At 71.2% G+C, this 16,731-nt stretch carries 15 protein-coding genes; 7 read left to right on the plus strand and 8 right to left on the minus strand.

Features of this window, described 5'->3' with window-relative positions:
* The first annotated feature begins 45 nt into the window (after positions 1-45).
* Entirely contained in the window at positions 46-1,173 is a 1,128-nt protein-coding gene (locus tag H299_RS31775; protein WP_078512398.1) for an MBL fold metallo-hydrolase, read from the plus strand.
* 58 nt (positions 1,174-1,231) lie between these two features.
* A complete protein-coding gene (locus H299_RS0102590; protein ID WP_027747135.1) occupies positions 1,232-2,011 on the plus strand; it encodes a hypothetical protein in 780 nt (259 codons plus the stop codon).
* Between the two features lie 39 nt (positions 2,012-2,050).
* Here the strand turns inward: H299_RS0102590 and H299_RS31780 are convergent, their stop codons facing one another.
* Positions 2,051-3,601: an MFS transporter gene (locus H299_RS31780; RefSeq protein WP_078512399.1), complete on the minus strand. Its 1,551-nt coding sequence runs from the start codon at positions 3,599-3,601 to the stop codon at positions 2,051-2,053.
* A gap of 95 nt (positions 3,602-3,696) precedes the next feature.
* Here H299_RS31780 and H299_RS31785 point away from each other — a divergent pair, with 95 nt between their 5' ends.
* Positions 3,697-4,617, plus strand: coding sequence for an MmyB family transcriptional regulator (locus H299_RS31785; protein ID WP_051262035.1), 921 nt, complete (start codon positions 3,697-3,699; stop codon positions 4,615-4,617).
* A gap of 122 nt (positions 4,618-4,739) precedes the next feature.
* Positions 4,740-5,984: a tRNA dihydrouridine synthase DusB gene (gene dusB / locus H299_RS0102605; protein ID WP_027747136.1), complete on the plus strand. Its 1,245-nt coding sequence runs from the start codon at positions 4,740-4,742 to the stop codon at positions 5,982-5,984.
* Between the two features lie 49 nt (positions 5,985-6,033).
* Here dusB and H299_RS0102610 read toward each other — a convergent pair whose 3' ends face one another.
* Both H299_RS0102610 and H299_RS31790 read right to left on the minus strand, forming a co-directional pair.
* Positions 6,034-6,261 (minus strand): dodecin, encoded by a 228-nt coding sequence (locus H299_RS0102610; RefSeq protein WP_027747137.1) that lies wholly within the window; start codon positions 6,259-6,261, stop codon positions 6,034-6,036.
* Between the two features lie 116 nt (positions 6,262-6,377).
* Positions 6,378-6,830: a winged helix-turn-helix transcriptional regulator gene (locus tag H299_RS31790; protein ID WP_078512400.1), complete on the minus strand. Its 453-nt coding sequence runs from the start codon at positions 6,828-6,830 to the stop codon at positions 6,378-6,380.
* A gap of 166 nt (positions 6,831-6,996) precedes the next feature.
* On the opposite strand from H299_RS31790, the gene H299_RS0102620 reads away from it, so the two are divergent.
* Together H299_RS0102620 and ppdK are read left to right on the plus strand one after the other, a co-directional pair.
* Positions 6,997-7,656, plus strand: coding sequence for an NAD(P)H-binding protein (locus H299_RS0102620; protein ID WP_027747138.1), 660 nt, complete (start codon positions 6,997-6,999; stop codon positions 7,654-7,656).
* Between the two features lie 445 nt (positions 7,657-8,101).
* The gene (ppdK, locus tag H299_RS0102625) at positions 8,102-10,840 is read left to right on the plus strand and encodes a pyruvate, phosphate dikinase (RefSeq protein ID WP_027747139.1); all 2,739 of its coding nucleotides are present in this window, start codon (positions 8,102-8,104) and stop codon (positions 10,838-10,840) included.
* A 166-nt stretch (positions 10,841-11,006) separates the two neighbouring features.
* On the opposite strand, the gene H299_RS39440 is transcribed toward ppdK, so the two are convergent.
* The 5 genes from H299_RS39440 to H299_RS0102645 all read right to left on the minus strand — a co-directional run bounded on the left by H299_RS39440 (position 11,007) and on the right by H299_RS0102645 (position 15,376).
* Positions 11,007-11,480 (minus strand): hypothetical protein, encoded by a 474-nt coding sequence (locus tag H299_RS39440; protein ID WP_158692256.1) that lies wholly within the window; start codon positions 11,478-11,480, stop codon positions 11,007-11,009.
* An 89-nt stretch (positions 11,481-11,569) separates the two neighbouring features.
* Complete coding sequence (locus H299_RS0102630; protein WP_027747140.1) at positions 11,570-13,378, minus strand: alpha/beta hydrolase; 1,809 nt, start codon at positions 13,376-13,378, stop codon at positions 11,570-11,572.
* 9 nt (positions 13,379-13,387) lie between these two features.
* Positions 13,388-13,762: a hypothetical protein gene (locus H299_RS31795; protein ID WP_158692257.1), complete on the minus strand. Its 375-nt coding sequence runs from the start codon at positions 13,760-13,762 to the stop codon at positions 13,388-13,390.
* 169 nt (positions 13,763-13,931) lie between these two features.
* Positions 13,932-14,312, minus strand: a complete 381-nt coding sequence (locus H299_RS0102640; RefSeq protein WP_027747141.1) for a thiol-disulfide oxidoreductase DCC family protein — start codon at positions 14,310-14,312, stop codon at positions 13,932-13,934.
* A gap of 65 nt (positions 14,313-14,377) precedes the next feature.
* A complete protein-coding gene (locus H299_RS0102645; protein ID WP_027747142.1) occupies positions 14,378-15,376 on the minus strand; it encodes a helix-turn-helix domain-containing protein in 999 nt (332 codons plus the stop codon).
* Positions 15,377-15,431: 55 nt separating this feature from the next.
* Between H299_RS0102645 and H299_RS0102650 the strand changes: the two genes are divergently transcribed.
* A complete protein-coding gene (locus H299_RS0102650) occupies positions 15,432-16,730 on the plus strand; it encodes an MFS transporter (protein ID WP_158692258.1) in 1,299 nt (432 codons plus the stop codon).
* The last annotated feature ends 1 nt before the right edge of the window (position 16,731 follow it).

The raw sequence follows: 16,731 nt of genomic DNA on the forward strand, positions 1-16,731 counted from the left end.
GCATGCGCGGCGCGTTTTCCGTCCATGAGTTCAACGGGAGGTCTCATGAGCGGACTGCGGCCCGCGTCCTTCGGCGCCGAGCCCACGGGGGAGCGGCTGGCGCGGATCATGCGCTCACCCCAGTACGACGCGTCCGCCGGAAGCTTCCGCAACCCGGCGCATGCCGCGACCGCGCCCCCCGGCGCCGGCAGCTCCCGCCTGGCGATGTTCCGCGCGCTGCTGCGCCGCGAAGGCCGTACGCCCGCCGCGCCGATCCCGCTGCGGCGGCCCGAGCTGTCCGTCCCGCCCGCCTCCGGCCTGCGGCTGACCTGGCTCGGGCATGCCACCGTGCTCGCCGAGATAGACGGCCGCCGGGTGCTCTTCGACCCGGTGTGGGGCCAGCGGTGCTCTCCCTTCTCCTTCGTCGGCCCGCGCCGGTTCCACCGTCCGCCGGTCCCGCTCTCCGGGCTGGGGCGGATCGACGCGGTGGTCATCTCGCACGACCACTACGACCACCTCGACCTGCCGACGATCCGGGCGCTGGCCCGCTCCGAGGTGCCCTTCGCCGTCCCGCTCGGCGTGGGCGCGCACCTGGAGCGCTGGGGCCTGCGCCCCGGCCGCTTCACCGAGCTGGACTGGCACGAGTCGGTGGAGCTGGCCGGACTGACCCTGACGGCCACCCCGGCCCGGCACTTCTGCGGTCGCGGCCTGCGCAACAGGCAGCGCACGCTGTGGGCGTCCTGGGTGGTGGCGGGGCCGGAGCACCGCGTCTTCCACAGCGGGGACACGGGCTACTTCACCGGCTTCGCCGACACCGGCGCCGCGTACGGCCCCTTCGACGCGACGATGATCCAGGTCGGTGCGTACAGCGAGTTCTGGCCGGACATCCACATGACCCCGGAGGAGGGTGTGCGCACCCACCTCGACCTCTCCGGCGGCGCGTTGCTCCCCATCCACTGGGGCACCTTCAACCTGGCGCCGCACCCCTGGCAGGAGCCTGCGGAGCGGATGCTCACGGCCGCGGCCGAGGCGGGCGTACGGGTGGCGGTTCCCGTGCCCGGCGGGTCGTTCGAGCCGTCCGGCGAGCTGCCGGTGGCCCCCTGGTGGCGAGCCCCGGCCACCCGCCCCACGCACCGCCGGGAGCCGCACCCGGCACCCGGCACCAAGGCGGCGGAACCGGCCGCCGGATCATGAGCGGAGCCCGGTGGGACGGTGGCGGCCGGGCCGCTGTTCCGTGCGACGAGGGGGATGAGTGACGGCAGAGTTGCTGCGGCTGGTGGATGCGCTGTGCGATCCGGACGAGCAGCGGGCTTTCGACGCGCTGGGGGAACTCGAGGCCGCCCTCACCCCGCAGGGCATCGCGTTCGAAGAGGGGTCGCCGGAGTGCATCCCCCTGATGCTCGAACTGGCGCTGGGGGAGCGCACCGTGATCCAGGCCGATTTGCTGGAGTACCTGGGGAGGGTGTTCCACACGGCAGGGGTCCATCGCAGGCTGCGGGCCGAAACCTCTCCCGAGTACCGGAGCGGGTACGACGCGGGGGTCGTGCGGGAGGAATCGGTCGCCGCCGGTTACGAGGAAGTGCTCCCCCGGGTGCTTGCCCTGGTGCAGCGGGACGGAGACGTCGGGTTGCGCGGCGCGGGCGTGCTCCTGCTGGGCGGGGCGTTCGGCCATGCGCAGACCTTGGTCCCGGTGCTTCGGCAGCTCTACGACCGGGTGGCCGAGGAGCCGTTGAAGATCGATGTCATCGAAGCGGTGGCCAGTCTGGGGATCGGCCCGCACACCGGCAGGGAGCTGCGGTCGTCCGTCGGGGAATGGCTGGCGGCCAGGATGGCCAGGGAAGAGCCTGCGGGAATCCGGCTGGGGGCCGCCCTCGGTCAGCTGGCCCGTGTCGGTCCCGAGGAGCATGAGTTCCTACGGGAGGTCATCGTGGTCCTCGCGGACTCGGTACACCAGGGCACGTCGGCGCTGGAGAGCGCCGTGTGGATGAAGGGACCCGTCCGGTGGGCGATCCGCCGGAGGATCGTGCGATGACACCGACCGCTGCCTGACGCACCTCGCCGGCGAGAGCCGTCAAGGGCTCTCAGCGCTCGTGCGGGCCCTGCCGCGCGGGGTGTGCGGCAGGCGGAGGCTCAGCGCGGTGATGACGGCGACCGTCACCAGCTGCGCCGCCAGCGACCAGGCCAGCGCGTCGCGCATACCGTGGCCGGGGACCAGGGCGAGGAACAGGGCGCCGATCAGCGCCATGCCCAGGGCGATGGACGACTGCTGGGCCGTGGCCATCACCCCGCCGCCCAGCCCGGCCTTCTCGGTGGGGATGTCGGCCAGCACCATCCGGATGCCCACCGGCATGATCAGCCCCTGGCCGAAGCCCGCCAGGGCCAGGCCGGGCGCCAGTTCCGCGATGTTCATCCCGTCCCAGGCGCCGCGTACCGTCAGGATGAGGACCGCCAGTCCGAGCATCTGCACGACACCTCCGGCGGCGATGACCCGGCCCCCGTAGCGGCTGGTCAGCCGAGGCCCGGCCAGTGAGGCGAAGAAGAAGGCCACCGCGTACGGGACCAGCGCCGCGCCCGACTCGATCGGGCCGTACCCCAGGCCCTGCTGGAAGGCGAGGGCCATCACGAACATGAAGCCGCCGAAGCCCCCCACCGAGAGGGAGACCAGCGGAAGGGCGCCGCGCATGCCGGGCAGCGCCACCAGGCTCGGCGGCACCAGCGGCGTACGTCCGGCCCGCTCGGCGCGGTACTCCACGATGCAGAAGGCGACGGCGAGGAAGGGGAACGCGGCCAGCGCGAGCCAGGACCACAGCGGCCACCCGGCGGCCCGGCCCTCGGTCAGCGGCACCATCAGGGTGACGAGCGCGGCGGCCAGCAGCAGCGTGCCGGGTATGTCCAGCGGCGCGGGGCGCTGGGAGCGGGTCTCGGGGACGGTGCGCCAGACCAGTACCAGGCCGATCAGTACGGCGGGCACGTTCACCAGGAACACCGACCGCCAGCCGGTGCCGAAGAGGTCGGCGGCCACCAGGACTCCGCCGAGGATCTGCCCGGCGACCATCGCCAGGCCGGCCGTGGCGCCGTACAGGCTGATCGCGCGCGCCCGGCGGTCCCCGACGGTGGCGGCCTGGATAGTGGCGAGCACCTGGGGCAGCATGAGCGCGGCCGAGGCGCCCTGGGCCGCCCGTGCGGCGATGAGCGACCAGGCGTCGGGGGCGAGGCCGCAGGCGAGCGAGGTCACTCCGAAGGCGGCCATCCCGGCGAGGAACAGGGTGCGGCGGCCGAACATGTCGCCGAGCCGCCCGCCGAGGACCAGCAGCACGGCGTAGGCGACCCCGTAACCCGCGACGACCAGCTCCAGCAGCGCGGCGTCCGCGTGCAGGTCGCGCCCGATGCTGGGCAGCGCGACGTTGACGATGAAGAAGTCGATCAGCGGCAGGGCCGCGCCGAAGAGCACCGTGAAGAGGCCGAGCGCGGTGAGCCGGGGGGCGCCGGGCGCGGGTGCCGGGATGCGGTGGACGCGGGGCCGGACCTCGGCGCGCGAGGGCGGCGGAGGCGGCGCGGGCTGGGCAGGCTGCGGAGTGGGCAGGTCGAGGGAGTTCTTGGCCGTGGATTCGCTCACGGTCATGACTCTGCGGCACACTGCAAGGTGGTACCAGAGTGTCTTTATCCTGGTACTACTGCTACCTGGTAACCGGCTGCGGCGTGCCCCATGATGACGTCATGGCCCTGGATGCGAACCGCGCCCCCGCTGCCCCGCGCCGTGCCTCCGCGGCCGACGACGTCTGCCAGCGTCGCCAGGTGCTGGCCGCCTTCCTGCGCAGCCGCCGCGAGCGCATCGCCCCCGAGCAGGTGGGCCTGCCGCGCGGGCGCCGCAGGCGTACGCCGGGGCTGCGCCGCGAGGAGGTCGCGCTCCTCTCGTCCGTGGGCGTCACCTGGTACACCTGGCTGGAGCAGGCGCGCGACATCCAGGTCTCGCCCCAGGTGCTGGACGCCCTCGCCCGCGCCCTGCTGCTGGACCCCAGCGAGCGCGCCCACCTCTTCGCGCTCGCCCGCGCCACCGACCGGATGCCCGGCCGGGAGTGCGACGGGGCCGTCACGGCCCCGCTGCGGCAGATGCTGGAGCAGCTGGAGCCCTACCCGGCCTGCGTGCAGAACGCCCGGTACGACGTCCTGGCCTACAACCGCACCTACGGCCACCTGCTCTGCGACCTGGACGCGCTGCCGTACGAGGACCGCAACTGCCTGTGGCTGGCCTTCACCCACCCCCGATGGCGCGCGGCGCTGGTGGACCGCGAGGAGACGCTGCGCCTGATGACGGCCAACTTCCGCGCCGCCATGGCCGAACACCTCGACGATCCGGCCTGGAAGTCCATGGTCCAGCGGCTGCGGCAGGCGTCCGAGGAGTTCTGCGAGGTCTGGGAGCGGCACGAGGTCGTGGGACCCACCACCAGGATCAAGCGCTTCCGGCACGCGGAGGTGGGTCTGCTCCACTTCAACCCCACCCGGCTGTGGCTGGGCACCGAGAAGGGACCCCGGCTCGGCGTCTACGTCCCGCACGACGAGGAGACGCACGAGCGGGTGGCACGCCTCCTCGCGCTCGTACGGGACAATGGGCTGAGCGAGCGGGCTGCCGCGTCCTGAGCGGGACGCGTCCGGGCGCCCCGGGGAGGCCCGCCGGGCCGCCGTGCCGCCGCCGCAGTTCCGCTTCGCGGCCGCTCCGGCGGCCCGTCCACCCGCACCGTCGTACGAAAGGCGTTCGCGCGATGACCCTGCCGCCCCCGCTCCGGATCGGCCCGCACCCGGTCTGGCCGCCTGTGGTGCTGGCACCCATGGCGGGGATCACCAACGCGCCGTTCCGCACGTTGTGCCGGGAGTTCGCCGACGGCGTACCCGGCCCGTCCGGCGCATCTGGCGTACCCGGCGCCGCGGCCCGCCCGGTGGCGCCGGAGGCCGGTGAGCCGAGCCGCCGCGGCCTGTTCGTCAGCGAGATGATCACCACCCGCGCGCTCGTCGAGCGGAACGACAAGACGATGCGGCTCGTCCACTTCGACGCGGCGGAGCAGCCGCGCTCCCTCCAGCTGTACGGAGTGGACCCGGCCACCGTCGGCAAGGCCGTGCGCATGATCGCGGACGAGGACCTGGCCGACCACATCGACCTCAACTTCGGCTGCCCGGTACCGAAGGTGACCCGGCGCGGTGGCGGTTCCGCCCTCCCGTACAAGCGCCACCTGCTGCGCGCGATCCTGCGCGAGGCGGTCACCGGCGCGGGCGGGCTGCCGGTGACGATGAAGATGCGCAAGGGCATCGACGACGACCACTCCACCTACCTGGACGCGGGCCGGATCGCGGTCGAGGAGGGCGTCACCGCCGTGGCCCTGCACGGCCGTACGGCGGCGCAGCACTACGGGGGCACGGCCGACTGGGACGCCATCGCGCGCCTCAAGGAAGCCGTGCCCGAGATTCCGGTCCTCGGCAACGGCGACATCTGGTCCGCTGCCGACGCGGTGCGGATGGTGCGGGAGACCGGCTGCGACGGGGTCGTGGTGGGGCGGGGCTGCCTGGGTCGGCCGTGGCTGTTCGGCGATCTCGTGCACGCCTTCGACGCGGCCTCGTCGGACCCGTCCGCCGCGCGGCCCGCCCCGTCCGCCGAGCCGGCGCTGCGCGAGGTCGCGGACACGATGCTGCGGCACGCCCGGCTGCTGGGCGAGTGGCTGGAGGACGAGGCGCGCGGTGTGATCGACTTCCGCAAGCACGTGGCCTGGTACACCAAGGGCTTCTCGGTGGGCCCGGACATGCGCAGGCGCCTCGCGGTGACCTCCTCGCTCGCGGAACTGGGCGAGCTGCTGGCGGAGCTGGACCTGGACCAGCCCTGGCCCCAGGGCGCCGACGGCCCGCGCGGGCGTACGTCCGGGCGCAACCGCGTCGTCCTGCCGGACGGCTGGCTGGCGGACCCGTACGACCGGGCGGGGGTCGGCGAGGACGCGGAGCTGGACACCTCGGGTGGCTGACACCGTCCGCGCCCTGCCCGGTCGTACGGGTCCGCGTGGGGCGATGGTCTCAGGACCCGGCCGAGGTGCCCTCCTCCAGGCGGAATCCGACCTTCAGCCCGACCTGGAAGTGCTCGATCTGCCCGCCCTCGATGTGGCCGCGCACCTCCGTCACCTCGAACCAGTCCAGCTCGCGCAGCGTCTGGGACGCGCGGCTGACGGCGTTCCGGATGGCGGCGTCCACCCCCTCGTGCGAGGTGCCGACGATCTCTGTCACTCGGTAGGTGTGGTTGCTCATGCCGCTCTCCGTTCGCTGGAAGGGACCTGGTTTGCGGATCGTCCCTCCACGGTGCCCCGATGGCGGCGATGCATGCGACCGGAAGCGCCGCCGCCTGGCCGAAGCGGGCGCCCCGCTCAGCGGGCGGGCGGGCGCGCGGCGGTGCGTCCGCCCGCGGTGGCGGGCCCGCCTGCGGCGGCGTGCCGCTCGCGGCGCTCCAGGATCTTTGGCCAGTGCTCCCAGGCCCAGTCCTGCACCGCCTTGTAGGCCACCAGCAGGCTTTCGCCCAGCGGGGTCAGGGAGTACTCGGTGCGGGGCGGCACCTCGGCGAAGACCTCCCGGCGCACCAGGCCGTCCCGTTCCAGGTCGCGGAGGTTGGCGGTCAGCACCTTGGAGGTGATCCCGGTGACCGCGTCGCGCAGCGCGGTGAAGCGGTGGGTGCCGGACGCCAGGTTGAGGATGATCAGCACGCTCCACTTGCTGCCGAGCAGGTCGAGCACGGGCCTGCTGGGGCAGTCGAGCGCATCGGTCAGCAGGGCGGCGGTCTCGCCCGTGTCGCTCCGCCGCTGGCGGGGGCCAAGGGTATCCACGAGGTGACAATAGCACTTCAAGGTGCCTGGTATCTGCGGGAAACAATGGACTGACCTGCGGAGTTGGTCTGAGGGAACGGCGGATGAGGCGCAGTGCGCCCCGGCCGCCGCCCCCGTTCCCCGCCGATGCCGACCACTGTGGTCGCCTCACCTCAAGGACAGGCTCATGACCTCCCTCGCACTCTTCGGTGCCAACGGCACCATCGGCCTCCGCATCCTGCGTGAGGCGCTCTCCCGTGGCCACCGGGTCACCGCCGTCGTCCGGGACCCGGCCAAGCTGGCCGGCGAGGAGCACCCGGCGCTGACCGTCACCACCGGCGACGTGCTGGACGGCCGGAGCGTCGCCTCGGCCGCCGCCGGGCACGACGTGGTCGTCTCCGCCATCGGCGGCGGCTACGAGGACGGGGCCCGGCACGCGGCGGTCGTCCGCTCGGCCGCCGAGGCGCTGGTGGCTGGGCTGCGCGCGGACGAGGCGGGCACCACGCGCCTGATCTCGGTGGGCGGCGCGGGCTCGCTGCGTACGCCGGACGGCAAGCGGGTGTGGGACGCCGACGGGCTGCCCGAACTGGTGCTCCAGGTCATGCACGGGCACGGCGACGCGCTCGACCACCTCCGCACCGTCACGGACGTCGACTGGACCAGCTTCAGCCCGGCCGCGCTGATCGAGCCGGGGGAGCGGACGGGGCGGTACCGCACCGGCCTGGACGATCTGGTCATGGACGCCGAGGGGCGGAGCCGGATCAGCGCGGAGGACTACGCGGTCGCGCTCGTGGACGAGATCGAGGAGCCCCGCCACCGGGGCGAGCGGTTCACCGTCGGCTACTGACCGGCGCGCTGCCGCGCCGCGCGACCGCGCTGCGGCCGGGGTGGCACCGGGTGACGCAGAGCGCTGTACGGGCGTCCGGATGATGGAATCCGGGCGCCCGTACGCGCGTGATACTCGCCACTCTGATCACGTCTATGCTCAAATGAGCGCTCATCTGTGAGTTCTACATCTCCAACGAGCGGCCCGCCGCTTTGCCGTCCCTTGGTTTGCGAGCCGAAGAACCCGCTCGCGATCCGTGCGGATTCGCCGCCCCGTCGTAACGCTGCGCAGTCATGCGTTCGGACCCTGAAGCGGCCCCGCTCCCGGGCCCGGATGCGGACCGCTTTTGATCACTCGGCGGATGGGTGGTTACACCCGCATGGCGTGGTGATTGACGTACTCCTACGCCTTCGATCTGGGTACGCTCCCCGCCGTCAGGGCAGCCGTCCACGAGGAGTCGAGTCCTGTGTCGGAAAACGCGGAACCGTCGGAAACAGAATCGGCCCGGAAGTTCGTCTACGACTTCACGGAGGGCAACAAGGGTCTCAAGGACCTGCTGGGCGGGAAGGGCGCCAATCTGGCCGAGATGACCAACCTCGGCCTCCCGGTGCCGCCCGGGTTCACCATCACCACCGAGGCATGCAAGGTCTACCTGGACTCAGGAGCCGCCCCCGCGGCACTGAGTGACGAGGTGAGCGCCCATCTCGACGCCCTGGAGCGGAAGATGGGCAAGCGGCTCGGCCAGTCGGACGACCCGCTGCTCGTCTCCGTCCGCTCCGGCGCGAAGTTCTCCATGCCCGGCATGATGGACACCGTCCTCAACATCGGCCTGTCCGACGAGTCGGTGCACGGGCTCGCCACCCAGGCCGGCGACGAGCGCTTCGCCTGGGACTCCTACCGGCGCCTCATCCAGATGTTCGGCAAGACCGTCTTGGACGTCGACGGCGAACTCTTCGAGGAGGCGCTCGAGGAGGCCAAGAGGCTCAAGGGCGCGGCCACCGACGTCGACCTCGGTGCCGCCGACCTCGAGCAGCTCGTCGAGCAGTTCAAGGGGATCGTCGGCACGCACGCGGGCCGCGAGTTCCCGCAGGACCCGCGCGAGCAGATGGACCTGGCCGTACACGCGGTCTTCGACTCGTGGAACGGCGACCGCGCCCGGCTCTACCGCCGCCAGGAGCGCATCCCGCACGACCTGGGCACCGCCGTCAACATCTGCTCGATGGTCTTCGGCAACCTGGGCCCCACCGCGGAGTCCAAGGGAGGCGGCACCGGCGTCGCCTTCACCCGCGACCCCGCCACCGGCCAGCAGGGCGTCTACGGCGACTACCTGGAGAACGCGCAGGGCGAGGACGTCGTCGCCGGCATCCGCAACACCGTGCCGCTGGCGGACCTGGAACAGCTCGACAAGAAGTCCTACGACGAGCTGATGCACATCATGCAGACCCTGGAGTCGCACTACCAGGACCTGTGCGACATCGAGTTCACCATCGAGCGCGGCAAGCTGTGGATGCTCCAGACCCGGGTGGGCAAGCGCACCGCCGCCGCCGCGTTCCGCATCGCCACCCAGCTCGTCGACCAGGGGCTCATCGACGAGGCCGAGGCCCTCCAGCGGGTGAACGGCGCCCAGCTGGCCCAGCTGATGTTCCCGCGCTTCGCGGCGGACGCCTCCGCCGACCAGCTCGGCTGGGGCATCGCCGCCTCGCCGGGCGCGGCGGTCGGCAAGGCCGTCTTCGACTCGTACACGGCCATCAAGTGGTCGCGCTCCGGCGAGAAGGTCATCCTCATCCGCCGCGAGACCAACCCGGACGACCTGGACGGCATGCTGGCCGCCGAGGGCATCCTCACCAGCCGGGGCGGCAAGACCTCGCACGCCGCCGTCGTCGCCCGGGGCATGGGCAAGACCTGCGTGTGCGGCGCGGAGGAGCTGGAGGTCGACACCAAGCGGCGCCGCATGACCGCCCCGGGCGGCACCGTCATCGAGGAGGGGGACACCGTCTCCATCGACGGCTCCTCCGGCAAGGTCTACCTCGGCGAGGTGCCCGTCGTCCCCTCACCGGTCGTCGAGTACTTCGAGGGCCGCATGCACGCGGGCGCAGACGACGCCGACGAACTGGTCAAGGCCGTCCACCGGATCATGGCGTACGCGGACCGCGTCCGGCGGCTGCGCGTACGCGCCAACGCGGACAACGCCGAGGACGCCGCCCGCGCCCGGCGCTTCGGCGCCCAGGGCATCGGGCTGTGCCGCACCGAGCACATGTTCCTGGGCGAGCGGCGCGAGATGGTGGAGCGGCTGATCCTGGCCGACACCGAGAGCCAGCGCGACTCCGCCCTCGCCGCGCTCCTCCCGCTCCAGAAGGGCGACTTCGTCGAACTCTTCGAGGCGATGGACGGCCTGCCGGTGACCGTACGGCTGCTGGACCCGCCGCTGCACGAGTTCCTGCCGGACATCACCGAGCTGTCGGTACGCGTCGCACTCGCCGAGTCCCGCAAGGACGCCAACGAGAACGACCTGCGCCTCCTCCAGGCCGTCCACCGGCTGCACGAGCAGAACCCCATGCTGGGGCTGCGCGGCGTACGGCTCGGCCTGGTCATCCCGGGCCTGTTCACCATGCAGGTACGGGCCATCGCGGAGGCCGCCGCCGAACGCAAGGTGAACGCGAAGGCGGACCCACGCGCGGAGATCATGATCCCGCTGGTGGGCACCGTGCAGGAGCTGGAGATCGTACGGGAGGAGGCGGAGACGGTCATCGCAGAGGTCGAACAGACCTACGGTGTGGACCTGAAGCTCACCCTGGGCACGATGATCGAGCTGCCCCGCGCCGCCTTGACCGCAGGTCAGATCGCCGAGTCGGCCGACTTCTTCTCCTTCGGCACGAACGACCTCACCCAGACGGTGTGGGGCTTCTCCCGGGACGACGTGGAGGCCAGCTTCTTCACCGCCTACCTGGAGAAGGGCATCTTCGGCGTCTCCCCGTTCGAGACCATCGACAAGGACGGCGTCGGCGCGCTCGTACGCAGCGCGGCGGAGGCCGGGCGGGCCACCCGCCCCGACCTGAAGCTCGGCGTCTGCGGCGAGCACGGCGGCGACCCGGAGTCGGTGCACTTCTTCCACGAGGCCGGGCTGGACTACGTCTCCTGCTCGCCCTTCCGCATCCCCGTCGCCCGCCTGGAGGCGGGCCGCGCGGCGGCGTCCGGCACGACGTAGACACGGCCTCCGGGGCACCCGCGCCCCCCGACCCTCAGCGGCGTCGGAACGCCCCGGAAGGGGGCGGCCCTTGTGCGGAGGGCCGCCCCCGCCTAGTCGCTGCGCTCTGCTGGTCGACAAATTCGTTTCGCGGAACTAGGTCACGAACTCAGCGGCTCCAGAATTCTTAGCTCAGCTTCGAATCTTCGGGAATTCTGAAGCACCGGGACGAGACGCTGAAATGAAGGAGAGGCTTTCCGTTTGGCCTTTTTTGGCGCCAAACGATGTGCACCGAATGCCCATTCTTGGAGTTCTGTGCAGTGATAGCTGGATCTTTTGCTTTCGATTGCGCGGGCCCGTCCTTGACGATCTTCCATCCGTGTTTTGGGAGTTCATGTCGAAGGTTTGCCATCGCTTTTTCTAGGTTCTGATTTGAGGTCTGGTAGATCGACCACGGATGGTGAATGAAGTAGTAGCTTTCGAAGTCAGGGTCGATTCGTTCGCACACGCTCGTGGCGGGTCCGGGTTCGGTAACTTTCCCAGTGCCTTTTATTCCGGTAAGATCAAGTAGTTGGCTGGAAATATCCCTTGCTGCGGCTACTGATTCTCCGCTCTCGCGTTCCTCTGGTGTGTAGCCGAGCTTGTCTTCGTCGCTTTTCATGCCACTGCATCCGATCGACGGCATAAGAAAAATCGTGACTAGGCCCAACGAAAAGATGTGCCGGAACCAGTCATGCATCTGACGCGCACTCACTTAGTGACCACCCCGTCGTACTCTCCGATGATCACGTATCCCTGGTTCTCAAGGCTTACTGACGGCTCCCCGTCACGGCTGTCCCAGTAGCCGCTGTGGCCGGAGGTGTCCGTTTGCATGATGTTGCCGCCGAACTCTTCGTCCGCAGGGACGATCCCGTCTTCGCCCAGGCCGGAGTATCGGCCGCCGAGGGCGACCCAGCCGTCGTCGTCCGCCCGCATGGACCACACGTGCTCCGCGCCCGCGTCCAGTTCATCGGCGTGACGGACCTGCATGCCCGGGCTCCCCACGGCCACGACGTCGTCGGCTCTGAGGGTCCCGAGGTTCGATGCCTCGCCGATCGCCGTGGTTCCGTAGCTGTGTCCGATGACCGTGGTGTGGCTGGCGGCGGGACCGCCCTGTGCCGTCGCCGTCGAGTGGAGGAATTCGTTGAGGTGCGGGCCGCCCGCCGTGGCGTAGTCTCCCGAAGCGGCACGCGGGATATCCGGTGGTGACTCGTAGTCGAGCCAGGTGATCGTGGACACCGTGCTGTCGGGCGACAGCGTGGAGCTGGTGCTCCAGAGCGTTTCGCCGCGTCTGATGTCGCCGTCGATGGAGGTGAGATCTGCTCCGGTTCCAGGTACGTACACCCCTGTGTGGTCGGCGGTGTCCGGGTTTCCGTTGGCGATGATCACGCGGCCTCGCCCTTCGCCCTCAGGGTGGAATCCCAGCAGATACGCCTCGGGCAGACCGTTCTGCCCCGTGCGGCGGAAGCGGTCCTCGATCGCCTCCATTCCGTTGAGCATCCTGCTGTACCGGGCGTGCTTCTCGCCGTACTTCTCCTCCCATTCCCTGGCTCTCGCGGCCCTTTCTCGCCAATCTTGATTTTCAGAACCACCGGGATGGGCGTAAAGGCCGGGCTTCGGGGGGATCGCGCCGAGTTGGGTCTGGTAGTAGCCCTTCTTCTCGGCGAGGACCGCGCGGTTGGCCTCGTCTCGGACTTCGGAGGGCAGGCCGTCCAGCGCGCCGATGGAGGCCGGGTAGAGGGAGACGTAGTCGGACTTCTCCTGTGCGTCGAGTCCCTTCCACCAGGCGGCGTTCTCCTCCGGGGGCCCGCCGTCAGGGATGTCGCCTCGGGACAGGTAGTCGGCGGCGATCTTCTGGACCGCGTGCTGGTCACCGTGGACGTTCGCCCAGTCCTTGGCGCTGACCGTCAGGTCGTTCTGTGCCTTGAGCCTGCGGACCTTCGGGGCCCAGCGCTGGTCGATCTCGGTGGCTTCTTGGACGGCTGCGGCGATGCGGTTGGCGCAGTCCTGGGCGAGCGCGGCGTGCGGATTGGGGTCCAGCCCTGCGGCCTGTTCGGAGACGCCTGCGGCCGCACCGTCGGTCTGGCCGTACGCCGTGCCGCCCTGCGGTGTCTTGCCCTCGACCTTCTTGCCTGCTGCCGGGAAGGTCACCGAACCATCGGACTCCACCGTGAACTTCGCGGCCTTCGCTTCCTCGAAGGCCGCCTCGAGCTTCTTCTTCACCGGACGGAGTTCTGCGGCGAACCCGTTGAGTGCGGCACGGATCAGACCGCATTCGACCTGCGCGTAGTGGTAGCTCTCCGCCAGTCTCCGCAGCCGCTTCTGAGCCGCGAGAGCCCCGTCGCCCGCCAGCCCCCCGGCCGTCGTCTCCGCCGGGTCCGGGCTGGGGAACGCCTTGGTGATGATGTCGTTGCTGAGGCGGTCCTTGCTCTCGCGGGCGGCGCTGCTGACCGCGTGGTATCCGTCAGCCGCCTGCTCGAATCGGTCCGGGTCGACCGCCCGCAGTATCGCGACATTCACCACCGCCGGTCACCGCCTGTCCGAGGCGCGGCCGACGGCGTCCGGTTCGGGTCTGCTCCGCTGCTGGGCGAAGGCGTCCCGCACGGCCTCGTCGTTCGTGTAGTGGTCGTGCCCTGCCTTGTTGAGCTTTCCCGCGAGTTCTCCCGATTCCCGGCGCAGCAGGTCCAGATAGCGTTCCCAGCTCGTGTGGACTGCGCGCTGGGCCGCCCCGGTCTCGAATCCCGTGACGGCGAAGGAGAAGGCGCTGAAGCCCTGCTGCTTCTCGGTCAGCTTCGCCGTGGCGCTCCGCACGGTCGCCTGGAGCGCGCCCACTCCCGCCGCCGCGCCGCGCCACGTTGCCCTGTCGGACCGCAGCCCGCCGGAATGGCCGCGGGGCTCGGTCACTCCGGGCGGTGGCGCCCCGCCCACGCCTGCCAAGTCCAGGATCGCTGAACGCTGTTCCTCTCCCACGCCGTGTCCTCCCCAGGCCGGTACGTACAGTCCGCCAACGACGGCGAGGGGCGTTCGTTACTGTCGGCCGCAGCGCTGGGCGGGGAGGCGGGAGGCGGGGAGGCTAGCGTCGGCTTGCCGGGAGTGAGCAGGCGGGGGTGCCGCCCGGGAGGCTGGAGCGGTTGTTGGCGACGAGGCGGTAGAGGGCGTGGCCGGGCCAGCGCAGGGGCGGCAGGTTGAGCAGGGCCCCCAGGACCGCCCATCCGCGGCCCGCGCTCAGCAGCAGTTTGGCGACGGCCCGAATGCCGCCGTACGCCGCGCCGTTCGGGGTGATCCACAGGATCTCGTGCTCGGCCCGCTCCTGGGTGGTGCCCAGTGCGTCCAGGTCCGAGAACTGCCAGGGGACGGCGTCGCAGCGGGGACGTATGCGGCGTTCGGTGAAGTGGACCGCGCTGGTGCAGAAGGCGCAGTCTCCGTCGTAGACGAGTACAGGTCGTGTCAGCATGCCCTCATGATGCGCCGGAGGGTGCCCTGCCTCTGGGGCGGGGCACCCTCCGAGGTGCGATCGCCTCAGCCGCCCCCGCACACCTCGTCCCCCAGCGTGCTCCGCCGGTACCGCACGCTCCTGCCTTCCCGTGCCCGCGCCGCCAGCCCCGCCTCGCGCAGTACGCGCAGATGCTGGCTGACCGCGCCCGCCGTCACCCCCAGCCGGTGCGCGAGTTCCGTCGTCGAGGACGGTTCGGCGAGCAGGAGCAGCAGCCGTGCACGCGGGGTGCCCAGCAGCCGGGCCAGTGCCTGGTGCCGGTCGTCCAGGGGCGGCGGGGCGATCGACTCGGCGAGGACGGCACGTCCGCGCGAGGGATAGAAGAGCGCGGGCGGCAGTTCGGGCGTGCACAGCGGCTGGGCGCCGCGCGCGAAGAGCGTCGGGGACAGCACCATGCCGCGTCCCGCGATCGGCACGCACCGCTGCCACCAGTCGCCCCGGCTGCCGGGCTGCCCGAGCCGCAACACCGCCCGCTGGCCGTCCCAGCCCAGCCGCGGATCGAGCCCCACGAAGAGCGCCTCCACGCCCTCTTCGGCCAGCACCCGTCCCCGGTAGGCCAGATCCGCTTCGAAGAGGGACTGCACCCGGCCCCACCACTCCTCGGCCAGGCACTGGGTCCAGTACGCCTCCAGGGCGTCCGCGATGCGTGCGAGCAGCCGGTCCGGAGCCCCGGAGAGTACGGCGGGCAGCGGCTCGTCGTCACCGTAGGCGTCCCGCAGCCCGGTGGTGAGGACCTCCGGGGCGGTCGCCCTGAGCAATGCCAGCTCCTCCACGAAGGTGGGCCGGGCGCGGCTCGGGCGCGGGGTGAGGAAGTCCGGTATCCACAGCCTGCGGGTGACCATGGCGTCGAGGATCTGATGGTCCTGGCGTCCGTAGGCCGGTCGCATCCGCCGCAGCCAGGGGCGCATGTGCGGATAGCGGACCGGGTCGCGCCACGCCCGCAGCGAGAAGGCGGCCTCCTGCAGCGGCGAGTACGCGAACGAGGTCCGCGCGAGGTCGTTCACGCCGAACAGGAACTCGATCATTGAGTGTCAGGCTAAAGGAGTACCGCACGCTGGCGGAGCCGTCTGGACTGTGGCGGTGACCACGTCAACCACCCCATCTGGGAGCACTCTTCCCGAACGTCCCGCACTCACCCGCCTGGGCGGATTCCTCCCGGTCGATCCGATGCTGCGCCGCCTGTCCCTGCTCACCCTCTTCAACGCCTTCGGCCGCGGCCTCTTCTTCTCCCTCTCCGTCCTCTACTTCACCCGGATCGTCGGTCTCTCCGCGACCTCGGTCGGCCTCGGGCTGAGCGTCGCCGGGCTGTGCGGGCTGGTCGCGGGGATTCCGGCGGGCCGGGCCTCGGACCGCTTCGGCAGCCGACCCACACTCACCGTGCTGTGGCTGGCCTGCGCCGCGGTGATGGCCTCGTACACGCTGATCACCTCGTACGCCGGGTTCCTCGTCGCGGTGATCTGCTACGCGGTCGTCCACCAGTCGGGCAACGGCGTACGCAACGCGTTCTACGCGGACGTCCTGCCGCCGCAGGTGCGGGTCGAGGGGCGGGCGCATCTGCGGACGGTCACCAATGTGGCGATGGGCGTGGGCGGTTCGCTGGGCATGCTGGCGCTCCAGGCCGACAGCCGGGGCGCCTACACCGTGGTCATCGTGGTCAACGCCGCCGGCTTCGCGCTCGCCGCGCTCCTGGTCCGGCGGCTTCCCGTCCGTACCACGGCTGCCGAACTGGCCGCCGAATCAGCCGAATCCGGCGATCCCGCCAGCCGCTGGCGCGCCGTACGCGACCTTCCCTTCCTCACCGTCACCGTGCTCAACGGCGTCCTGGCCCTTCAGTACAGCCTTCTGGAGGTCGGCCTCCCGCTGTGGATCGCGCAGCACACCGAAGCCCCGCGCTGGTCGGTCGCGCTGATCGCGATCCTCAACTGCGCGCTGGTGGCGCTGCTCATGGTCCGGGTCTCGCGCGGCATCGACGACCTGCCGCGCGCGGTCCGCGCGATGGGCCGCTCCGGTGTCCTGCTCGGACTGGCCTGCCTGGTCTTCGCGCTGACCGCCGGCCTCTCCCCGATGTGGGCGGTCGCCGTCCTCGCGCTCGGCGCGGTGGCCCAGGTCCTCGCCGAGGTGCTGGCCTCGGCCGGCGCCTGGAACATCGGCTACGGTCTCGCCGACCCCCGCGCCCAGGGCGTCTACCAGGGGGTGTACGCCACCGGGTCCTCCGCCGCGACCATGGCCGCGCCGGCCCTGATCACCTTCACCGCGATCGAGCACGGCACGGCTGGGTGGGTCTTCCTGGCCGTGCTCTTCACCGTCGCCGGTCTCGCGATCCGTCCGGCCGTTGCCTGGGCGGAACGCACGGGCGACTGGCGCGGCGACCCCACGTAGC

Source organism: Streptomyces sp. CNH287 (assembly GCF_000424825.1).

Excerpts from the sequence above, each read along its gene's own strand:
- H299_RS0102610 (WP_027747137.1), bottom strand. The coding sequence starts at position 6,261 with ATGAGCAACCACACCTACCGAGTGACAGAGATCGTCGGCACCTCGCAC.
- H299_RS31775 (WP_078512398.1), top strand. The coding sequence starts at position 46 with ATGAGCGGACTGCGGCCCGCGTCCTTCGGCGCCGAGCCCACGGGGGAG.
- H299_RS0102640 (WP_027747141.1), bottom strand. The coding sequence starts at position 14,312 with ATGCTGACACGACCTGTACTCGTCTACGACGGAGACTGCGCCTTCTGC.
- H299_RS31785 (WP_051262035.1), top strand. The coding sequence starts at position 3,697 with ATGGCCCTGGATGCGAACCGCGCCCCCGCTGCCCCGCGCCGTGCCTCC.
- H299_RS39440 (WP_158692256.1), bottom strand. The coding sequence starts at position 11,480 with ATGAAAAGCGACGAAGACAAGCTCGGCTACACACCAGAGGAACGCGAG.
- dusB (WP_027747136.1), top strand. The coding sequence starts at position 4,740 with ATGACCCTGCCGCCCCCGCTCCGGATCGGCCCGCACCCGGTCTGGCCG.
- H299_RS0102645 (WP_027747142.1), bottom strand. The coding sequence starts at position 15,376 with ATGATCGAGTTCCTGTTCGGCGTGAACGACCTCGCGCGGACCTCGTTC.
- H299_RS0102620 (WP_027747138.1), top strand. The coding sequence starts at position 6,997 with ATGACCTCCCTCGCACTCTTCGGTGCCAACGGCACCATCGGCCTCCGC.
- H299_RS31780 (WP_078512399.1), bottom strand. The coding sequence starts at position 3,601 with ATGACCGTGAGCGAATCCACGGCCAAGAACTCCCTCGACCTGCCCACT.